Annotated in this window: 19 protein-coding genes; 7 read left to right on the top strand and 12 right to left on the bottom strand. The window is 50.0% G+C overall.

The genetic code is table 11. The annotated features are described in order from the left end of the window. Positions 1-56: 56 nt before the first annotated feature. Positions 57-701 (top strand): MgtC/SapB family protein, encoded by a 645-nt coding sequence (locus tag ABWO75_RS01840; protein ID WP_353181978.1) that lies wholly within the window; start codon positions 57-59, stop codon positions 699-701. A gap of 61 nt (positions 702-762) precedes the next feature. On the opposite strand, the gene ABWO75_RS01845 is transcribed toward ABWO75_RS01840, so the two are convergent. The 3 genes from ABWO75_RS01845 to ABWO75_RS01855 form a co-directional block, all read right to left on the bottom strand. Continuing rightward, positions 763-3,384 carry a TonB-dependent receptor gene (locus ABWO75_RS01845; RefSeq protein WP_353181980.1) on the bottom strand — a complete coding sequence of 874 codons (2,622 nt, stop codon included), beginning with the start codon at positions 3,382-3,384 and terminating at the stop codon, positions 763-765. Between the two features lie 280 nt (positions 3,385-3,664). Further along, positions 3,665-5,158 (bottom strand): amino acid permease, encoded by a 1,494-nt coding sequence (locus ABWO75_RS01850; RefSeq protein ID WP_353181983.1) that lies wholly within the window; start codon positions 5,156-5,158, stop codon positions 3,665-3,667. A 181-nt stretch (positions 5,159-5,339) separates the two neighbouring features. Next, complete coding sequence (locus tag ABWO75_RS01855; protein ID WP_353181985.1) at positions 5,340-7,595, bottom strand: sodium-translocating pyrophosphatase; 2,256 nt, start codon at positions 7,593-7,595, stop codon at positions 5,340-5,342. A gap of 264 nt (positions 7,596-7,859) precedes the next feature. Here ABWO75_RS01855 and ABWO75_RS01860 point away from each other — a divergent pair, with 264 nt between their 5' ends. Continuing rightward, positions 7,860-9,293, top strand: coding sequence for an APC family permease (locus ABWO75_RS01860; protein ID WP_353181987.1), 1,434 nt, complete (start codon positions 7,860-7,862; stop codon positions 9,291-9,293). Between the two features lie 86 nt (positions 9,294-9,379). On the opposite strand, the gene ABWO75_RS01865 is transcribed toward ABWO75_RS01860, so the two are convergent. The 3 genes from ABWO75_RS01865 to ABWO75_RS01875 form a co-directional block, all read right to left on the bottom strand. Next, positions 9,380-9,910: an SAM-dependent methyltransferase gene (locus ABWO75_RS01865; RefSeq protein ID WP_353181989.1), complete on the bottom strand. Its 531-nt coding sequence runs from the start codon at positions 9,908-9,910 to the stop codon at positions 9,380-9,382. Positions 9,911-10,020: 110 nt separating this feature from the next. Further along, entirely contained in the window at positions 10,021-11,424 is a 1,404-nt protein-coding gene (locus tag ABWO75_RS01870; RefSeq protein WP_353181991.1) for an APC family permease, read from the bottom strand. Positions 11,425-11,543: 119 nt separating this feature from the next. Next, the gene (locus tag ABWO75_RS01875) at positions 11,544-12,989 is read right to left on the bottom strand and encodes an ATP-dependent DNA helicase (protein ID WP_353181993.1); all 1,446 of its coding nucleotides are present in this window, start codon (positions 12,987-12,989) and stop codon (positions 11,544-11,546) included. An 88-nt stretch (positions 12,990-13,077) separates the two neighbouring features. Here ABWO75_RS01875 and ABWO75_RS01880 point away from each other — a divergent pair, with 88 nt between their 5' ends. From ABWO75_RS01880 to coaD, 4 genes are all read left to right on the top strand, one after another. Further along, on the top strand, positions 13,078-13,878 hold the full coding sequence (locus ABWO75_RS01880) for a DUF3822 family protein (protein ID WP_353181995.1): 801 nt from the start codon (positions 13,078-13,080) through the stop codon (positions 13,876-13,878). After that, positions 13,869-14,402: a 16S rRNA (guanine(966)-N(2))-methyltransferase RsmD gene (rsmD, locus tag ABWO75_RS01885; RefSeq protein ID WP_353181997.1), complete on the top strand. Its 534-nt coding sequence runs from the start codon at positions 13,869-13,871 to the stop codon at positions 14,400-14,402. Before ABWO75_RS01880 ends, rsmD begins: the two co-directional genes overlap by 10 nt. A gap of 50 nt (positions 14,403-14,452) precedes the next feature. Continuing rightward, positions 14,453-14,809 (top strand): alpha/beta fold hydrolase, encoded by a 357-nt coding sequence (locus ABWO75_RS01890; protein ID WP_353181999.1) that lies wholly within the window; start codon positions 14,453-14,455, stop codon positions 14,807-14,809. Positions 14,810-15,112: 303 nt separating this feature from the next. After that, positions 15,113-15,583, top strand: a complete 471-nt coding sequence (gene coaD, locus ABWO75_RS01895) for a pantetheine-phosphate adenylyltransferase (RefSeq protein ID WP_353182001.1) — start codon at positions 15,113-15,115, stop codon at positions 15,581-15,583. Between the two features lie 53 nt (positions 15,584-15,636). Here coaD and ABWO75_RS01900 read toward each other — a convergent pair whose 3' ends face one another. Continuing rightward, on the bottom strand, positions 15,637-16,185 hold the full coding sequence (locus tag ABWO75_RS01900) for an NUDIX hydrolase (RefSeq protein ID WP_353182003.1): 549 nt from the start codon (positions 16,183-16,185) through the stop codon (positions 15,637-15,639). A 55-nt stretch (positions 16,186-16,240) separates the two neighbouring features. Here ABWO75_RS01900 and pyrE point away from each other — a divergent pair, with 55 nt between their 5' ends. After that, entirely contained in the window at positions 16,241-16,894 is a 654-nt protein-coding gene (gene pyrE / locus ABWO75_RS01905; RefSeq protein WP_353182005.1) for an orotate phosphoribosyltransferase, read from the top strand. Positions 16,895-16,971: 77 nt separating this feature from the next. Here pyrE and ABWO75_RS01910 read toward each other — a convergent pair whose 3' ends face one another. The 5 genes from ABWO75_RS01910 to ABWO75_RS01930 all read right to left on the bottom strand — a co-directional run bounded on the left by ABWO75_RS01910 (position 16,972) and on the right by ABWO75_RS01930 (position 20,945). Next, positions 16,972-17,721 carry a superoxide dismutase gene (locus tag ABWO75_RS01910; protein WP_353182007.1) on the bottom strand — a complete coding sequence of 250 codons (750 nt, stop codon included), beginning with the start codon at positions 17,719-17,721 and terminating at the stop codon, positions 16,972-16,974. A 122-nt stretch (positions 17,722-17,843) separates the two neighbouring features. Then, positions 17,844-18,554 carry a DsbA family oxidoreductase gene (locus tag ABWO75_RS01915; RefSeq protein WP_353182009.1) on the bottom strand — a complete coding sequence of 237 codons (711 nt, stop codon included), beginning with the start codon at positions 18,552-18,554 and terminating at the stop codon, positions 17,844-17,846. A 21-nt stretch (positions 18,555-18,575) separates the two neighbouring features. After that, the gene (locus ABWO75_RS01920; RefSeq protein WP_353182011.1) at positions 18,576-19,553 is read right to left on the bottom strand and encodes an aldo/keto reductase; all 978 of its coding nucleotides are present in this window, start codon (positions 19,551-19,553) and stop codon (positions 18,576-18,578) included. Positions 19,554-19,667: 114 nt separating this feature from the next. After that, on the bottom strand, positions 19,668-20,300 hold the full coding sequence (locus tag ABWO75_RS01925; RefSeq protein ID WP_353182013.1) for an NAD(P)H-dependent oxidoreductase: 633 nt from the start codon (positions 20,298-20,300) through the stop codon (positions 19,668-19,670). Positions 20,301-20,345: 45 nt separating this feature from the next. After that, positions 20,346-20,945: a TetR/AcrR family transcriptional regulator gene (locus ABWO75_RS01930; RefSeq protein WP_353182050.1), complete on the bottom strand. Its 600-nt coding sequence runs from the start codon at positions 20,943-20,945 to the stop codon at positions 20,346-20,348. Positions 20,946-21,047 lie beyond the last annotated feature (102 nt).

Below are 21,047 nucleotides of genomic sequence, written 5' to 3' on the forward strand. Positions count from 1 at the left end.
ACCGGTATATTCACCACTTACCATACACCACAAATTACCATCCAATACAAATAAAAATGGAATTTTTCCCAGAAGACAACGATCTGATATCCATAGGTATATCCATATTGTCAGGAAGCCTTGTAGGCATTGAACGCGAATACAGAAATAAATCCGCTGGTTTCCGTACCATTGTTCTCATCTGCCTTGGGGCTACCGTGTTTACCATCGTGTCGCGCTTCGGGGTAGGCAGCGATGACCGAATTGCCGCCAATATCATCACCGGTATCGGCTTCATCGGTGCCGGTGTAATCTTTAAGGATAAATTTTCGGTGATGGGGCTCACGACCGCCGCGGTTATCTGGATTGTTGCCGGAATTGGGATGGCTGCGGGAACGGGGTACTACGGCCTGTCACTGGCAATTGCAGTCATTACGGTGATCGTCTTGTCTGTTCTTAACAAAGTAGAGAGTGCCATGGAACGGCTGTTCCTTACGCGTACCATATTTGTGGTTTTTCAAAGCACCGACATCGGCCACCTGGAAGAATTGAAACAGGTAATGGATAACCACGGTATTAATTATAGTCGAAAAACCGTGAGTAAGCGTTCCCGGAAACTATCTGTTGTCTTTGAGTTGTCGGCCGACCGCAAGAGCCTGCAGCAATTTAACAATGAAATGATGACATTGACTTATATTGATGAATTTTATTATAATGCATAAAAGGGAAGGCTGTCCATTTCGGACAACCTTCCCGGTATTATAAATAATCGGCCCCTGTCCCTTAAAAGCTGTAGGTCAATCCCGCATTCCAGGTAGTACCCAGTCCGTAGTAGTAACCGAATCCGTCTTTCCTGCCAAAATATGTTGTGTTAAACAGATTCAATACATTGCCCCGGAATTTCAGTTGCTGGCTACCCAAACGGAATAAGTAAGTCAAACCGGCATCAAAGGTGCCGAATGCATCCAGCTTTTCCGGCGCATACACTTCGCCATCCAACGCCGCACCTACTACATCCGCCGCTTCTACCTGTGCATACAGGTTGTCGTAAAAGTTGTAACTGGCATCAATAGACAGGTTTTCCAAAATATCGTATTCCGTACCAAAACCGAATGAAGTCTGCGCGGCATTACCCACTTTTACGCCAGATAGCCCGAGGTTCCCGCTTTCAATGATCTGTGAGTCATCGTTATTTCGCAGCCGGTAAGGCGAATCGCCGTCGTATTGCCAGTCGCCGAGCGACCCGTATCCGCGGAACATCCACTGGGAGGTAATCTGGGCCTGGAAATCCAACTCCAGCCCTTTATGCAATTGCGTAACCCCCGTGAGCAAATAGGTAACGTCCGGGTACACAACATCATTCACCTCCCGGTTATCCGCGTCATAGCCCAGGAAGCGGTTGCGCCATGCCGTATAGTAGCCGTTCAGGTTAACCGTAAAATTAGCGGCGGTAAACCGGTATCCCGCTTCCAGACCAAAAATCTCCTCATTGTCTACCTCCGGGTCAGTAAAATCAATGGTACCCTGCTGGAAGACGTTATCCAGGAAAGGCTGTCGCGAGTATTGACCGATGTTGGCAAATAGCGTATGCTGATCACCGATGTTATAGGAGGCGCCTCCCTTGATGTTGTATCCGATTTTGCTTTCGGTATCGGACTTGGCTTCGCGCTCATCGTAATTCCAACGATTATACTTGATATACGACTGATTGGACACCGAACCCTGAACGAATACTGAAAAATCATCGTTGCTGTATTCCACCTGTCCAAAGGCACCCTGGTAGTTAATGTCTTCGGAATCGTCGTAGCCAACCCGTTGGTCTACCGGGGCGTAGTTAAACAGGGAAGCCCAGGGGTCGGCTTTGTATGTTTTCGTAATTTCAAAATCGCCACCGTGTGCCGCACTGTTCTCAATCCGGCTATTCAACCCAAGTTTGTTGATGAGTTGCCGGAAATGGTCGCCGTGATAGAAGCGCAGGTCGGCACCCACATTAAAGCTTAGTCCGTAATCCGTTTCATGATTGAAATTAGATACTAAACCGTACCAGAAATGATTGTTCATCGATGCGCGTAACATGGTGCCGTTAAAGCCGGAACTCACGCCATTGGGGATGTCTGCATTATACTTGGCAATGTTATCCCACAACAGCTCGCCCTGTGGTCCGTAAGCGGGTCCATATTGACTGTTCAGCCGGTTTTGACCATTGCCCAGCGATCCGGTACTACCGCCGCGGCCCATGGATGCATAAAGCACGGTTGAAAGGGAAGATTGATCGGTAATGTCAAAATCCCAGTTGAAGTTGGCTACTGGCTTGTGGTAGAAATTGGTAACGAGCGAAAGTCCCTCACCGTTATAATGCCCATAGTTGTGATTGCCACGGATACCGGTCATATCGTACCCCGGTTGATTCACCGTACCGGCGATACCACCACTGGCATTATCCGGCCAATAAGTTGTTAGCAATCCCTTGGAATAATTCTGACCATGTTTCTGGGGTGCCCCGAAAATCATGAAGTTGAAATTGTGGCGCTCATTCGGCTTATAGCCGACGGAGAAGAAATAGCTTTGTCCTTCACCCTGTGTTCCCACGGCATATTTTCTGTCCGCCCTCCAATAGTCCAGCAGCATGGAAAACCCCCATTTGCGCCGGAGTCCGGTATTGTAGCTGATGGTCCCTTTCAGGAAACCGTCGTTGCCGGTCATCAATCGTACGGATCCGCTCCGGGTTAAATCGGTAGCTTTTGTGATGATGTTCACGGTGCCGCCTACCGACGAGATGGCCAGTTTTGATGAGCCTAAACCGCGTTGTACCTGAATGGCGTTGGCCACATCGGCGATGGAACTCCAGTTTGACCAATACATATTTCCGTCTTCCATACCATTAATTGGCTGACCATTCAGGAGGTAGGCCGTGTTGGATTGGTCAAATCCGCGCAGGAAATTCTGTCCATCTCCAAATCCGCTGGCTTGGTTGGCGACAAACACGGACGGCGTGTTTTTCATGATTTCGGGAAACTCAACGTTTCCAACTCCCTTGTTCTGTATCTCAGCACGTGATACAGTTGATACCGCAATGGGCGTTTTCCGGTCCTCGGCAATGTCAATGATCCCACGCCCAACAACCACCACCTCATCCAATGTTTCCGAGCCGGAGGGTATCAAGACAATGGTCCCAATGTCGGAAGACGCCGAAAATGACAAGGTTTGTGTCGTGAACCCGAGGACACGGATCGTCAGTTCACCTGTTTCCCTATCGGTGGATAGGCTGAAGTTGCCGTTGGCACCCGTGGAGGTTGCACCTGAAGTGCCCCGGACGGATATCGTGGCGCCGGCTACCGGTTCCGTTCCGTCGGTCACTTTTCCCGTAAGCACCCGCTGTGCCCAGGAATAGTTGCTAAGTAACATTAAAAAAGCAACTAAAATCGAAAATTTAGTAGTCTTTCGTTTCATAGTGATAAGTTGAGTGAGTTTCTGTGCGGAGATGAAGCAATTCCCAAGGAGGGAAGGTGCGCTGTCGTTTAATCGTTTTGAGAAACAATCCATTCATGGTATGAATGATGAACAGAACAAAGGTAACGCATTTTGGATTAACCGTATGTTAATTGATTATTATATAACATATTACAAAAAAAGCGCCCCGTTGATTGTCGGGGCGCTTTCTGATAGTTTACTTTCAGAACCAACCTTAGGGTTCCGTCGTGTTTTCGTTATGTGATTTTACGTCGATGCGTATTTTACTGTGGCGTTTTCCGTATAAAAAGTAGATGACCATACCGATGACCATCCATATGGCCAGCCGTTCCCAGCTTTCGATGGGCAAGGACGCCATTAATGCAATACAGACAATTACACCGAGTATCGGTACAACCGGTACGAACGGTGTCCGGAACGGACGGACGGCGAGCGGATTGGTCTTACGTAATACAATAACGCCAATACATACCAGGCAGAATGCGAATAGCGTTCCAATACTTACCATGTGACCCAGGTCTGCAACCGGTACCAGTCCGGCAAACAAACTTACAAATACCATGAAAATCAGGTTAGTTTTCCAGGGCGTTTGCCGTTTGGACAGATCGGAGAAAAATTTGGGGAGCAGTCCGTCTTTACTCATGGTATAAAAGACGCGGCTTTGTCCCAGCAGCATGACCAGCATCACGGAAGTATAACCGGTGAGAATGGCTACAATCAATGCGGTGTTCAGAAAAGTGTATCCGGTGCGGGAAAATGCGGTGGCGACAGGTTTTGCATCGCCGGCGAATGTCGTGTAATTGGCCAGGCCGGTAAGTACAAACGAAAAGAGCATATACAATACGGTACAGATGACCAATGATCCGATGATGCCGATTGGCATTCCTTTCTGCGGGTTTTTTGCCTCCTGTGCGGCAGTACTCACGGCGTCAAAACCGATGAAGGCGAAAAAGACCACACCCGCCCCGCGCATAATACCACTGATGCCATATGCACCAAAATAGTCGCTGGTAAAGAAGTCAAAAAAGCCCAATTTGCCGGCTTTGACCAGTTCTTCCCCTTCATTGGCAGGAATAAAGGGTTCATGGTTGGCCGGATTGATAAAACTCCATCCAAGTGCAACAAATATCAGCACTACCGCCACTTTAACCACTACGAGGATGTTATTGACCAGCGACGATTCCTGCGTGCCGCGGATAAGCAGCAGCGATAACAGGCATACAATGAAAATTGCCGGTAAGTTAACAATTCCCCCTTCCCACGGACCATGCAGGAATTCCGGAGGAATATTTATGTTAAATTCCTGTAGAAATTCATTAAAGTACTGCGACCAGCTGGAAGCCACAGTAGCGGCACCCAACGCGTATTCCAGCACAAGGTCCCATCCGATAATCCAGGCGACAGCTTCACCCATGGTTGCGTATGAATACGTATACGCACTACCGGCTACCGGAATCATAGCTGCAAATTCGGCGTAGCACAACCCCGCGAGTGCGCATCCAATGGCTGCGATGACGAAAGAAAGCGTTACTGCGGGACCGGCGTTTTCCGCCGCGGCTATCCCGGTCAGGGAAAAAAGACCGGCGCCCACAATCGCGCCTACACCCAATGCCACCAACCCACCGCTTGACAGTGTCCGTTTAAGGGTTCCTTCTCCGCTCTCCTGCGCCTCGTTCACCAATGTGGCAATCGATTTTTTAAATAACATGTTGATTTTCTTTAATGATAATTTAGGATTATCTGCATTAGTTACGTTTCAAACCTACAAATATTTATTTTATTAGTGCAGAAAAAAAATGACATTATTCGCTGTAATTCGCCATAAAACGATAAAAACAAAGGAGGTAAGTTGTGCTTGCCTCCTTTGTTTTTATCGTTTTATGTAAGGGTCAGAACCGGGACGCCGGCAGTACCACGGTATTATCAGTGGTGGCGTTTTCTGATTCCACGTGCGAAATAACCTTTTCGGACGACGTGCTTACACGGGTATCCGCCAAGTGGCCGCCGTTGACGCTGATGTGCGGCGCAATGATGAGCGATACAATGGACATTAATTTAATCAGGATATTCATGGAAGGACCTGAAGTATCCTTAAACGGATCACCTACAGTGTCACCTGTCACCGATGCCTTATGCGCATCGGAACCTTTAAATTCCATCTTGCCGTTGATTTCAACGCCGGCTTCAAAAGATTTCTTTGCATTGTCCCAGGCACCTCCGGCATTATTCTGGAACATGCCGAGCAACACGCCCGACACCGTTACACCGGCTAGCAATCCCCCTAAAATTTCAGGAGAAGAGGTGTCTTCAAATACGTTCTGGAACCCGAATCCTACCAGGATTGGCACAACCAGGGCGATTGCGCCCGGTAAGATCATTTCACGGATTGACGCCTTAGTGGAAATAGCGACACATTTGTCATATTCCGGCTTTGCTTTGTACTCCATAATACCCGGGATTTCACGGAATTGCCTGCGCACTTCCTCAACCATAGCCATCGCTGCGCGGCCTACCGCGGCTATCGCCAGCGATGAAAAGATGAACGGGATCATGGCGCCAACAAACAGCGCGCCCAATACCGGTGCCTTATAAATATTAATTGCGTCAATACCGGATATGCCTACAAATGCGGCAAAAAGTGCCAGTGCCGTCAATGCGGCTGAAGCAATGGCGAACCCTTTTCCCGTAGCCGCCGTGGTGTTACCCACTGCATCCAGTTTATCGGTGCGCTCGCGTACTTCCTTCGGCAGGCCGCTCATCTCCGCAATACCGCCAGCATTATCGGCGATCGGCCCAAAAGCATCGATCGCGAGTTGCATCGCTGTCGTAGCCATCATGCCCGCTGCAGCAATCGCCACACCGTATAATCCCGCAAAAGCGTAAGAAGAAATGATGCCGGCAGCCAGGATAATGGTTGGTATCATGGTCGATTCCATGCCGATGGATAACCCGCCGATAATATTCGTGGCATGCCCCGTTGAAGACTGCTTGACAATCGAACTCACTGGCCGTTTTCCCATTGCCGTATAATGTTCCGTAACGATACTCATCAATGCGCCAACTACCAGGCCCACGATGATTGCAAAAAATACATCCAACGAGGTAAACGAAACGCCCCGCAATTCAAGCTGGTCGGGCAGCAGCCAGCCGACCACGAAATAAGATGCAATTGCCGTAAAAATAATGGACGACCAGTTGCCCAGGTTCAATGCCTGCTGCACATCGCCCTGATCATTGTTTACCCGTACCAGGGCAGCCCCCAGGATAGAGAAAATAAGTCCCAGTCCAGCAATTAAAATAGGCAGTAGGATAGGGGCAATACCCCCAAACTGATCGGCTGAGATAATTTCACGCCCCAGTACCATGGTTGCCAATATTGTGGCCACGTACGAGCCGAATAAGTCCGCACCCATGCCTGCAACGTCTCCCACATTATCACCCACGTTGTCTGCAATCGTGGCAGGATTACGCACGTCGTCTTCGGGAATCCCCGCCTCGACCTTGCCAACCAGGTCCGCACCCACGTCTGCAGCTTTCGTATAGATACCACCGCCTACACGGGCAAAAAGCGCAATAGATTCCGCACCGAGGGAGAAACCCGCCAATACTTCCAGGGCTTTCTCCATTTCAAGTCCATTTACGTTGCCGCCGGTGCTAACTACATATGCTTGGTAAAATATGATGAATAGCGTACCCATACCCAACACGGCAAGCCCTGCTACACCAAGTCCCATCACCGTACCACCGGTAAACGAAACCTTAAGTGCTTTGGTCAGGCTGCTGCGGGCGGCTTGTGTGGTGCGTACATTGGCCTTCGTGGCGATATTCATGCCGATGTATCCGGCAAACGCCGAGGTAACGGCCCCAATAACAAAAGAGACCGCAATTACCCAACTGGATGTTTCTACCAATGTGCCCGACCAGGCCAGTAAAATAGCGGCAATAATGACAAAGTAGGAAAGTACTTTCCATTCGGCCCTTAAGAAGGCCATTGCCCCTTCGGCGATGTGTCCTGCCAATGAACGCATATTCTCGTCACCGGCGTCCTGCCTGTTTACCCATGCCGACTTGACAATCATAACAATGATGCCCACTACGCCGAGTGCGGGAATTAAATAAATAAGATTTTGCTGTAGAAATTCCATTATATTTGATCCAATTAACTAATAAAATTTAAGATAGGCCTAAAATCATGCGATGCCAAAAATAAGATGCTTATTGAAATAAACAAATTTATTTGCGCTTTTTTTGCAGGGTGTGGCGGGTTCGCCCGACAGGCTGTACATCAATTGTTATCATCCCGATTTGCAACCATTTCTGTAACGAGAAACAGCGGGTGGTCGTTGCCGGAATCGCCAAAAGAAACAGACAGGGCAGGGGTGGTCATCCAATACCGATAAACCTAAAATATGATAAACACAACCAACAATGAAGAGGCACATGACATGAAGCGCGAGCTCAAATTGCTCGATGCTACGATGCTGGTAGCCGGTTCCATGATCGGCTCAGGTATATTTATTGTCAGTTCGGATATTGCCCGTCATGTAGGCAGCGCAGGTTGGCTAATCGCAGTATGGTTACTCGCGGGGGTCATTACGGTCATCGCTGCCCTGACTTACGGCGAGCTCTCCGGTATGTTTCCCAAAGCTGGCGGACAATACGTGTACCTGCGTGAAGCCTATAATAAACTGGTTGCTTTTTTATACGGCTGGTCGCTGTTCATGGTGATCCAGGCCGGTACCATTGCCGCTGTGGGCGTGGCATTTGCCAAGTTTGCCGCTTACCTCTATGAGCCGCTCGGCGACGGGAACGTATTATGGGATTTTGGGATATTTCGGCTGAATGCTGCCCAGCTGGTGGCGATCGGCACCATAATTTTCCTCACGTGGTTGAATACCCGTGGAGTAAAAAACGGCAAGATCATCCAGACGGTATTCACGCTGGTTAAAATTCTGTCACTGGGTGGACTGATCGTGGCAGGGCTCTTCGGCGCGTTCAACACGGCGGTATGGGATGCCAATTGGGCCGCGCCCTGGGAAACCATTCGCTGGGATGCTGTCGGCGGGCACGCCGTTTCCGTAAGTGGTGCAGCGGTCTTTGCCGGGATTGTATCCGCCATGGTCGGCTCGTTATTCGCAAGTGATGCCTGGAACAACGTTACATTCATCGCCGGAGAGATACGCAATCCCAAGCGGAATATAGGCCTTAGCCTTTTTTTAGGTACACTTATCGTAACGGTTATTTACGTGTTGACCAACCTCATGTACCTGGCGACATTACGCTTGCCTGAAATTGCTTTCGCGCCGGCCGACCGTGTCGCGGTAGCGGCTGCGCAGGCGATCTTCGGATCCGTGGGCACCATGGTCATTGCCGTGATGATTATGGTGGCGACCTTCGGCTGCAATAACGGATTGATCCTGGCGGGTGCCCGGGTATATTATACCATGGCGCAGGACGGGTTGTTTTTCAAAAAGGCAGGAGTTCTGAACCGATTCGAGGTGCCGGGCTGGGGGCTTTGGGCACAATGCGTCTGGACATCCGTACTGTGCCTGACAGGCCGCTATGGCGACCTGCTCAACTACGTTATCTTCGTGGTACTGATTTTTTATTCGCTGACCATTATCGGTGTATTCATATTACGGCGGAAACACCCCGACATGCCCCGTCCATACCGGGCTTTTGGATACCCTGTATTACCCGCTTTTTATGTGGCAGCCGCGCTGACTATCTGTATCGGACTCCTGATCTATCAGCCAACGTTTACGTGGCCGGGACTCATTATTGTGCTTTTAGGGATTCCAGTCTATTACCTGTGGAATAAAAAAACGCCAGCTACGCAATAACACAAGTAAGGGGGGCGCTTATCAGGCTGCCCCCCTTATTCTCATATTTACCTGCCCTGTTACCGGCGGTTACACAGGCTATTACCTTACTTTGCAGGTACCGTCCACAGATAAACAGTGTCATTACCCACTTCCACGGTCTTTTCAGCTTCCCAGTCGCCCATATCAAAGTCATGTGAAACGATGCGACTGCCCGGCTTCAGCTCGCTGAGCAACTTGGGCCGCAGCTTCAGGTTCACGGAAGGCAGCAGATACATGGTTACTACATCTGCGTCGCTGAAATCGAACTCAAACAAATCACCCTCGACGAATTTTACCTTATCAGTAACACCCGCGGCAGCGGCATTGGCGTTGGCCTCTTTAATGCGCTCGGGGTTTAGGTCTACACCAACACCCGTAGCGCCGAATTTCTGGGCGGCCGTAATCACGATTCGCCCGTCTCCGCATCCAAGGTCATAGACGACATCACCCGGTTTTACATTTGCCTGTTTCAGCATCTCTTCGACAACTTCCTGCTTCGTGGGGACATACGGAACGTCCAGATTCGGTTGCTGCGCGTACGCACCGGCACACGCCGTGAGGAAGAAAACAACCAACCAGTTTTTTAATGTGCTCATTGTGTTCATTTTTAAGGTTATCTATTTAGTGAATATCCAAATCAGTCAATTGGTAAACACGGCTTGCAGTCCGATTGTTTGGGGCGCTGCATCCGCGTGCGGACCGTGCATCAACGTATCGCGAAAAAAAACAGCATGCCCAAAAGCAGGATCGCCACTCCGGCCATTGCGCCGAATCCGGTATATGCCAAGCTGGAATAAAGGAGGTAGGCGCATGACCCGCAGAAGATAAGGGGAGTAAGCGGATACAGCGGCACCCTGAATGGTCGTGCCGCCCCGGGTTCCCTGGCCCGGAGCACAAACAACGCGACGCCGATGGCAAGGAAAAAAAACCAGAATACCGGCGCCGTGAAGTCGACCATCGACTGGAAGCCGTCGCGTGTGAAAGCACCAAGGCCAATCAAGGCCAGTGCAACGATACCCTGAACCATCAGGGCATTGACCGGAGCGGAAGTCCGGGCATTCCATTTACCCAGCGGAGCAAACAACCTGAAATCGCGCCCCAGGGCATAGTTGGTTCGGGCACCTGTAAAAATGGTGGCATTGATCGAGGTCAGCGTAGCCATGATCACAATAATTCCGATTAAGAATACACCGGCTTCCCCAAGGGTTACCCGCATTAAATCAATTCCCACGGCAGCCGATGCCGCCATCCGTTCGACGCCGAGCGCCCGGAGAAATGCCCAGTTAACCAATAAGTAAAGCACGGTGATCATCACGATGCTGATAACCAGTACGGGTACCATTTTTCGACTGCCGGCACGTAATTCAGCTGATATGTAACCGGCCTCGTTCCACCCACCAAAGGTGAGCAGCACGAAGACCATGGCAAGCCCCATAGCTGTTGTCATCCCAGAAGCGGGGGCAGCCGGCAATGCGGCCAGCGCTCCGGTGGAAGGCTGGATAAACAAGCCAACGATGATCACACATAAGGTACCACTGAATTCCAGTATAAACAACAGTTTTTGTGTACCTGTACCGAAACGGACACCAATCATGTTGATGACCGTAAGCGTCACCACAACCAGCGCGGCAAAGATGGCCGAGGAATAAGCGCCCACGGAGTACAGCTGGGAAAGGTAATCTCCGATAATGTAAGCCAGCAGGGCAATGGAGCCTGTTTGTATGATGCTGATCCGTGCCCAGGCAAAAAGAAACGAAAACCGCCTACCGAACGCACGCCTTAGAAAATGGTAGTCGCCCCCGGTATTGGGAAATGCGGTGCTCAATTCTGCGTAGCATAATGCGCCGATTAATGAAACGATACCCCCAAGCAGCCAGGCCAATAGAAACAGCGCCGTGCTTCCGGTATTGGCCGCAACCAGCGAAGGCGTTCGGAAAATACCTGCACCTACCACAATACCTACGATAATCGCAATGGCATCGACCATTCTAAGTGTAGGTTTCGGATCGGATTTGTCCGAAGCGGGAATTGAACGAAGGGAGGTAGGGGGGCTAATGTCGTTTCCGTACCCGGTTAACGGGGAATGGATAGGCTTGCTGTCTTGTTTCATAATTTAAGGCAATCACTGCATATATAAAGGCAATGATGGAGAAACAATTGTGCAGGTACTTTGTTTACAGGATGTTAGCTTTTGTTGTGTAATAATTTTGTGGCGTTGGACGGCTGCAGTCAAACCGACCGGTTGCCCATTGCCTCATTCAGAAAGAATTGATCACTGAAATTGACCAGGAAGAGTTCATGGGTTGCCCGTGTGCATGCCGTGTATAACCATCGCAGAAATTCCGTATCCAGCATTTCATCGGTTAAATAGCCCTGATCCACAAACACACACGGCCATTGGCCACCCTGGGCTTTATGGCAGGTAACAGCCATCGCAAACTTCAACTGTAACGCGTTGTAATAGGGGTCTGAACGCAGCGCCTCCAGCCGGGCTTTCTTATCGCCTATATCGCTGTAGTCGGCCATAATGGCATCATATAGGCGTTGCTGATCTGCCTGTGTAAGGTTTGGCGTATCCATATGGAGGGTATTAAGCAGTATCCGGCAATCGAAGGGGCCTTCGGTGTCGGCGTCGATCAACTCCAGGCTGACATCCGCAAACCGGAACCCGTGCTGCTCGTGGACGTTGCGCACCCGACGGACGTGCGCCATATCGCCGTTGGCAATAAAGCCGGAACTTTCGTTCGCGTCGGCAAGCCAATGGTAATTGTTCCGGACAACCATGATGTAATCGCCGCCGGTGAGTTCCTCCTCGCGAAACAGGATGCGGTTTCGGATATGCTGGTTGTACAGGTTTGCATTTTTATTGGAGCGGCAGATCACCATGGTGTTCTCCATCCCGTATTTACCATAAGCATAATGCAGGCCTTCCAATAGCCGCTCGCCTGTCATCCGAAAAATATCAGGAAAACCCCTGACGCGGAACTGTGGGAAAGCCGGTGCCGCTGCATCTGTTTCCACCTGCACCTGCTCACGGATCCGGGTGGCATTATAAAGAATGCCCGAATCCTGCTGCTGCCGTACTACCTCGGTAAGTTCATATGTAAAAACCCGGAAACCAAAGGCGCTTTCCAGCGACTGGATATCCAGGGCCGGACTTTTTAACATGCCCACCGGGGGGAGCTGCGCCCGGTCGCCCACGAGCATCAGTCGGCAGTTCCTGCCTTTCCGGATGTAGGCGATGAGATCTTCCAGCAGGCTTTTTTGATGGAATGTAACCCGTTCATTGGAAATCATGGACGCCTCATCCACGATGAACAGCGTATCGGTATGTGGGTTTTCGGCCAGCTGAAAAGCAAGGTCGGGCGACAGCGCCGTTTTTTTCCGGTATATTTTTTTATGTATAGTGAAGGCTTTTCGATGCGCATATAGACTCATTACCTTCGCTGCCCGTCCGGTAGGAGCAAGCAATACGGAACGCATGGACAACGCGGGAAGTGTTTTTACCAGGGTACTGATGAGGGTGGTCTTTCCGGTTCCGGCATACCCTTTCAATACAAAACAGCCGTCCGGTCCGCTGTAGCTTAAAAAATCAGCCAGCACCCGGAAGGTATCGCGTTGCTGGTCGGTTGGCGGCAGCGGAAAACGATTGGATAGCAATTGGGCGATATGCACGTCCAAAGGTATTTAAAAGTTGGCCAATTCAGCGGTCGCCGCAAAAATTGTTTTTCAGGATTTATCTAAGTATGTTTGTCGATAATACATGAATCATATTTATACTTCAACGGATTTTGACAGCCGTCGGGCGGCAGATTATACGTTATTGGTGCGCGTGGGGCAGTCGGCAGATACGCTGGCAGTAGTTGACAATCAGTCGCAGCTCAAATTCTTTGCGGTTGCTGGCCCGCAGCAACAGGTAGAAGCGCTGGACGGACTTTCATTCGGACAGGTAAGGATTGCGGCTGCCGACCATAGTTATTCATTTGTTCCCGAGGCGGCGTACGATGCTGCGTTACTTCCCGTTTACGGGCGGTTCCTGGTAAATGACGGATTGACCGTTCCGGAAGTATCCCCTGTTGCGCCTTACGACGTCAGGCTTGTTTACCAGCTGAACAGGCTCGGACTGGAGCGGTATACCGCGGCATTCCCGGAAGCTGCCATATATTCAAAAACACATGCTTACTTGTGCAGTATCAGCGGCCGCATCCAGGGAGAAGAACGGTTGCTTACTGTAGACATAACCGGCGATGCCAATGCGTGCATCGGCTTCTTTGCAGATGGAAAACTCCATTACTGCAATGACTTTGAAATCCATGAGCCGGCCGACCTGCATTACTATATGCTTGCCGTGCTGGAGCACCTGGGGTTGTCGGACGGGAAACTGCCGGTGTTGCTGTCGGGTGATATCGCGGCCGGCGATCCTTATTATTCATGCCTCACTACCTATAGCGATACTATTACTTGGGCGGATCTGGAGGAGCTGATCGGTATCGCAGGGTTACCGGATCTGCAGCAGGATCAACATCGGTTTCTTTCGCTCTTCGGATTGCTGCGATGCGTATAATCGGCGGTACCCATGGTGGACTCCGGCTGCATCCACCCACCAGCCTCCCTGTGCGGCCAACAACAGACCTGGCCAAGGAGGCGCTGTTCAATATTTTGCAACATCAACTGGATTTTACGAACCTGCAAGCATTGGATTTATTTGCCGGTACAGGCAACATTACTTTTGAGCTGGCTTCCCGCGGTGCCGTGGATGTGACGGCTGTGGATATTCATTTCAAATGTATCCAGTACATTGCCGCAACGGCAAAGAAGATTCAGCTTCCGGGAATAAAGGCTATAAAAGCCGATGTGCTGCGGTTTCTTGTGAAATGCGAAGATACATTCGACTTTATTTTTATTGACCCGCCCTATGATCTGCCACAGCTTCCGCAGCTTCCGCAGTTCGTCTTTGAACGGAATCTCTTGCGCGAACAAGGGCTTTTAATACTGGAACACCCATCCACCCGCCAGATTCCGGCGCATCCGGCATTATATGATACCCGTAAATACGGCTATTCTTCGTTTTCGTTCTATAAACACTGAGACCCCCGTTTACCCTTATTTTCATGTTTTTGGGAAGCACGGCTTTATCGATGAAATTAGCAAAATTCAGTTTTTTTTTGGAGCGGAAAGGCAATAAAGAAATCCAATTGACCCTCCTGTACGACTACCAAAATAATGTGCTGTTGTATCCGGAATGGCAGCAATTATTCAGTAAAATGCAGCCTGCAACGTTGGTTATCTGGGGAGAAAACGACAAGTTCTTTTCTAAAGCGGGCGCCTTGAAATATGGCATGGACTTAACCAATATTGAATATGCTTTTTATCCGACCGGACATTTCCCGTTAGTGGAATTTCATCGGCAGATCGCAGAAAAGATTGATGCATTTTTGCGTCATCACCTGCATCGGTACAAGGTGGAAGAAGCCATCCGAAAGGAAATAATTTAATCCGGGGAACGGGCAGCCCGACAACGACGAGGGTCTCAAAAAAAGAGAAAGCCGAAAAGTGGCCAATTCCCGATGTGGCAATTTTCTTTCTAAGATTTTTGCGGAGGCCGGGTAAAAAAGGCAAGTACAGTTGTGCTTTATCCTTATTTTCTATATTTGCATTAATGATTTACAAGGTAATCGAATGAAAGCGGGTATCAGCGCCATTAACAAATCGTTGCAGCGAAGGTGCTGGATTCGTGTAAACTGCGTTGCATAAATAACGTTGGACCTTATTAATCCGTTTCATTAAAAAGATGCGTCATGAAAATTGCGGTATTCCCCGGATCGTTTGACCCGATCACCAATGCACATGTGGATATTGTCGAACGGGGGCAGCGGCTCTTCGATAAAATATATGTGGCAGTCGGCGTCAACCAGACAAAAAAAGGACACTTTTCGACCGCCGAACGGCTGGCCGTCATCGAAGAAGTGTTTCACGGCAACAGTCGCGTGGAGGCCATGCAGTTTACCGGACTCACCGTTGATTTATGCCGCCAGGTAAGTGCCGGATACATCCTGCGTGGCATGCGGAATACACTTGATTTTGAATATGAGCAGGCCATTGCCGGAAATAACGGTATGCTGGCACCCGATATCGAAACCGTTTTTCTAATCAGCCGCAGCGGATTGTCCCATATTTCGTCGACCATTATCCGTGAAATCATGGCCAATAACGGGGATATCAGCCAACTGGTTCCGCTGGCCGTGCAGCAGGCCTATAAACGCCGGTAACCAGCCGCGGTGCCATTTGGATTGCCCTACAGTACAGATCGTGTGCTAGATGCTTATAGCCTATCCAATATATCAGCAATCAACGGATAGGTGTTTTTCCGTATTTTGTTGAATTTATCCCTGGAAAGCCAGATGGCTTCGGTAATGTCCTCCTCAAGCTGCGGTTTTAGCCTGGGCACTTTGTTGACGCCCATTTCGTACCAGTTTGTCTTCTTGAGTACCGGTACTCCTTTTATCGGATATACGTGATAGGTGGTGGCGATTTTCGGACCCAGGTAATCCACTTTGATCCCGCATTCTTCCTGTACCTCCCGGACGGCGGCTTCCTTCATCTGTTCGCCCTCATCTGCCTTTCCCTTCGGCAGGTCCCATTTTCCCAGGCGATGGATAAAGAGATAGTCGCCATCACCATTTTTTACCACGCCGCCGGCGGCCCTGATTTCCTTTATTTTTTTTAACATACTGCTGAAAATGGCCTTTGGATCGTTTACCGGCACGAAATATGTTATTGGTAAGGCAGCGTCCTTAGATTGCCTGACGAGTTTTTTCAGATCAATATCTTGATGGTCAATTGATTGAATATCGGGTAGATTTTCAGGCATAAAATCTGCAATAATAAGAGCAGATTGGTTCATATAAATTTTATAGATTTGCGCCATGAATAACATGAATGAGGTTGAACAAAAAGTTGCTGAATCATTATTGCAAATAAAAGCAATTAAATTACAACCTAAAAGCCCTTTTACCTGGGCTTCGGGTTGGAAGTCGCCTATTTACTGTGACAACCGGGTGGCGCTGTCCCATCCCCCCATCCGTACGTATATCCGTCAGAAACTGTCGGAGCTTATCCAGGAGGAGTTTGGTTCTGTGGAAATGGTCTCCGGCGTAGCCACTGCCGGCATCCCGCAGGGCGTGCTGGTAGCTCAGGATCTGGGACTGCCATTTACGTACGTGCGCAGCAGCGCGAAAGATCATGGCCGCGAAAACCTCATTGAGGGTGAAGTAATTGAAGGTCAGCGGGTCGTGGTTATCGAAGACCTGGTTTCTACCGGTAAGAGCAGCCTGAAGGCCGTACAGGCGCTACGCGATGCCGGTTGCAACGTGGTGGGTCTGGTATCGATATTTACATATGGTTTCCCCGAAGCCGAAGCCAATTTTTCGGCTGCAAAGTGCCGGAACATCAGCCTGTGCAACTACAATGCCCTGATTGATGTGGCCGCAGAACGCAACTACATTCTTTCAGAAGATATTGAAGTGCTGAAACGGTGGCGGGAAAATCCTTCGAATTGGTCGCCCGACCAATCGGCATAAACGAAAAGCCGCAACTTTATATAGCTGCGGCTTTATTTATGAGTTGATAGCGCCATGTCTTAAGCTATGCCTGCAGGTTAGACCTGCTGCGCGACAAAATCCCAGTTCACTACATTCCACCAGTTGCTGATGTAATCGGGCCGTCGGTTCTGGTAATGCAGGTAATATGCGTGCTCCCACACGTCAAGGCCCAATAGCGGTTTACCGGATAATTCCACATCGTCCATCAGTGGATTGTCCTGATTGGGTGTAGACCCTATTTTAAGTGTGCCGTTATCACTTACCAGCCAGGCCCATCCCGATCCGAATTGTCCTGCTCCGGCGGCGGCAAACTGCTGCTTAAATTCGTCTAACGATCCAAAGGCGCCGTTAATGGCGTCGAGTAATGCGCCGGTCGGTGCATTGCCTTCAACAGGCGCACGCAGCGACTTCCAGAAAAAAGAATGGTTCCAGGCACCGCCTCCATTATTGCGCACGGTATCCGATAGTTTCGATATGTTGGCAAATAATTCCTCGGGCGTAGCATAGGTCAGTCCTTCGTCCTTGATGGCGGCGTTTACTTTGTCGATATACCCCGTGTGGTGTTTGGTGTAATGGATTTCCATCGTACGTGCATCGATATGCGGCTCCAGCGCCCCATATTCAAAACCCAGCGGATCCTGGGAAAAGGTCAGCGCATCGCCTGTTCCCGATTGGTTGGATGACGTCGGTGCGCCGCATCCGGCCAGCAGATTTACAGGGTTTACCCCCAATACGGTGGATGCTGCAGTAGCGGCGGAAAAACCAAGGGTTGTACGTAGAAAATTCCTTCTGTTTGTGGATGCCATAGTGGTTAACGATTTGTATTTACCTGATATATACAACCAAATGTAGGAATTTGTTTTTAAACGGGGCAGATTTCAGCCATTTATTTAAGGAATGTGACAAAGCCGGCTGCTGTCTCCGCGTGCTACGCACATGTGCCGTCGGGACTGCAGGAAGGGCCTTCGCTCACCTCCAGTGTTACCCGGGGGTTGTCTGCACGCCATTCCGCAAATGATTTTTCCAGTGTTTGCAGAAAAACAGCGGTTGGCTGCGCACCGGATATCGCGTATTTACGGTTAAAGATGAAGAAAGGTACACCCTGGATGCCGATTTGCCGCGCTTCCCGGATATCGGCCGCCACCTCATCGGCATATTGGTTACTTTGCAGCACCTGCTGTGCATCCCCGGTGTCCAGGCCGGTTTCCCCGGCGAGGGCCACTAACGTGGCCGTATCGGCAACATCTTTTCCATCCGTGAAATGCGCATGGAATAATTTCTCCTTCAAGGCGTTGCCAAGCTGCCGTGCCTTAGCAAAATGGAGCAGCCGGTGGGCGTCAAATGTATTAGTGACAATGGCCCGGTCGAAATGGAATTGTAATCCTGCTTCCGCGCCCGCACGGGCGACATTTGCCGTCATTTCCTCGGCCTGCGCCAAACTGATGCCTTTCCGGTCCGACAGGTACTGGTAAGTGTCTCCATAGGGTGTGTTTTTAGCCAGCGTGGGATCAAGCTGAAAGCTCTTCCACTCCAATTCCACGGCGGCGGCATCGGCAAACTGTTGCAACGCGCGTTCATAGTGGTGTTTGCCGATATAACAGAATGGACACATAATGTCCGACCAAACTTCTACTTTCATATCAATTGTTTTAAGGTCATGCTATTTTGATTGTTTATTTCCGGAAATCGCAGATGCCTCATCCAGCTGTGCCATTTGGCCGGGGGTAAGCCGCAATGAAACGGCGCCTGTGATATCAGCCAACTGTGCTTCACTGGTCGCGCTTACGATCGGTGCGGTAATAAAGGGTTTGTGTAGCTGCCATGAAATAGCTACCTGAGCTAAAGGAACATGAAGATCAGCCGCTACTTGATCCAGCGCATGTAATATCGCCGTTCCGCGTGCATTCAGGTACCGGTCAACAATGCCCGCACCACGTGGACTTTTACCGGCGTCGCCGGCATTCCGGTACTTGCCACTGAGAAATCCGCTGGCCAGCGCATAATAGCTGATGACGGCCAGGCCTTCCTCATTCACCAGGGGCAGGTATTCCTTTTCAAACTGCTCGCGGTCGTACAGGTTATACAGCGGCTGCACGCTGATGTAGGGGGCCAGCCCGTTTGCCTTGGCATACTGGTTAGCGGTCGAGATGCGATCGGCGGACAGGTTAGACGCGCCGATGTAGCGCACCTTGCCCGCCCGGATCAGGGCGTTGAAGGCGTCCATGGTTTCTTCCTGGGGTGTGTCCGGGTCGTCGTAATGCGACTGATAGAGATCGATGTAGTCGGTTTTCAGCCTTTTCAGGGATGCATCCACCGCCTGTTGGATGTAGCCTGCCCGCAATCCCTTCTTTCCGTCGCCCATGTCGCCGCCAAGTTTCGTGGCAATAACCAGCTGATCGCGTTTTCCGGTTTTCTGTAACCAGTTGCCGATGATCGTTTCGGATTCGCCGCCACGGTTGCCCGGAACCCAGGTCGAATAGGTGTCAGCCGTGTCGATAAAATTAAAGCCGGCGTCCACGAATGCATCGAGGATCCGGAAAGACTGCTTTTCATCCAAAGTCCAGCCGAATACATTTCCGCCGAAGGCGATGGGGGAAACTGTTAGGTCGGATCGTCCAAGTGTTCTTTTATCAGTCATTTTAGTTGCGTTTACTGGTATTACAATTTGGTCGGGGTTTCGTTTTCCATTAAAGGAGGCCCCGGGACTTTGACGTTTCCCGAGGCCGCCTAACCTGTGTAGTGATCGCAGTTATTAAGCGATTTTTAAAAACAGTTCTTCGCTGGGGATGCGTACCTTTTTTTGGTTTACCAGCCAGTCGTTTTCGCTGTCACGGTAGCCCAATGGAAGCAAGGTTACACTTTTTAATCCCTGCTGGGGCAGCTGCAGCAATTCGTCCAACGCCGCATTATCAAATCCCTCCATTGGGGTCGCATCCACTTTCAATTCGGCTGCAGCGGCAATGGCTACGCCAAACGCGATATATGCCTGGCGTGCGGCGTGTTCAAAATTTACGCTGGCCGGCCGATTTAAATACGTGCTCTTCAATCGGTTCTTGTAATCATCAAAAGTGTTTTCGGGAAGTCCCCGCTCGGCAACCGTGTGGTTGAAGATTTCATTTATCCGTTCGTCGGAGTAATTATCCCATGCCGCAAATACAAGTAAATGTGAACTATCCGAAATCTGAGTCTGTCCGTAAGCAATCGGTTGGATCTTTGCTTTCAGATCCGGGTTGGTAATTACGATTACTTTAAACGGCTGTAAGCCGGACGAAGTGGGCGCGAGGCGGGCGGCCGTTAAAATCTTGTCGACCTGCTCCTGGGGTACGGCCTGACCGTTCATTTTTTTTGTGGCGTAACGCCAGTTTAATGCTTCAATGAGTTGCATGTGTACTTCAGTTAAAATGGATAATGTTTAATATAATCAAGTGCTTTAGTTCATAAGGGCCTTCACGAATCCATTGATGGCATCCTCCAGTGTGAGCCGTGCTTTTTCCGGGCATCCGGGGACTGCGATCAGGCTCATGGCTACCAGACCATGCAGGATAGACCAGAAGGTGGTCGCTTTCAGGTGGGTGTCTGTCTCCGGATTTTTTCCTGCACGTATGGCTTCTTCGATTGCGGTATGCAACACATCGCTTACCTGTTTGATTTCCCTGATCTCACGGACCATTTCACAAGTGGGGATCCCCAGGCCGTACATGATCTGGTAATGCCTGGGGTGCCGGGTGGCAAATTCCCAGTATGCTTGGGCGATGGACATCAGCCGGCTTTCCGGGGTATCACCGGTATGTTGTGATCCGGATAGCTGATCAGCCAGCAATGCGTAGCCTTCCTGTGAAAAAGCTTCAAGAATGGCATCTTTGCTTTCAAAATGCTTATATATAACCGGGGTACTGTATTCAATACCGTCGGCGATTCTGCGGATAGACAATGCCTCCCAACCCGACTCTTCAACGATTTGCCAGGATTGCGCAAGTATCGCGGCGCGGACCTCGTCCTGTTGTCTTTGTTTACGTTCAGCAATTCCCATACGTGACACCGTGTATAAAAGTTAACACTGTCAGCAAAAGTAACAATAGAAACCCGATGCCGGAAATCGATGGCTCGAAAACGACAATCGGATGACGAAAAG

The organism is Parapedobacter lycopersici (genome assembly GCF_040395035.1).
GTDB lineage: Bacteria > Bacteroidota > Bacteroidia > Sphingobacteriales > Sphingobacteriaceae > Parapedobacter > Parapedobacter lycopersici_A.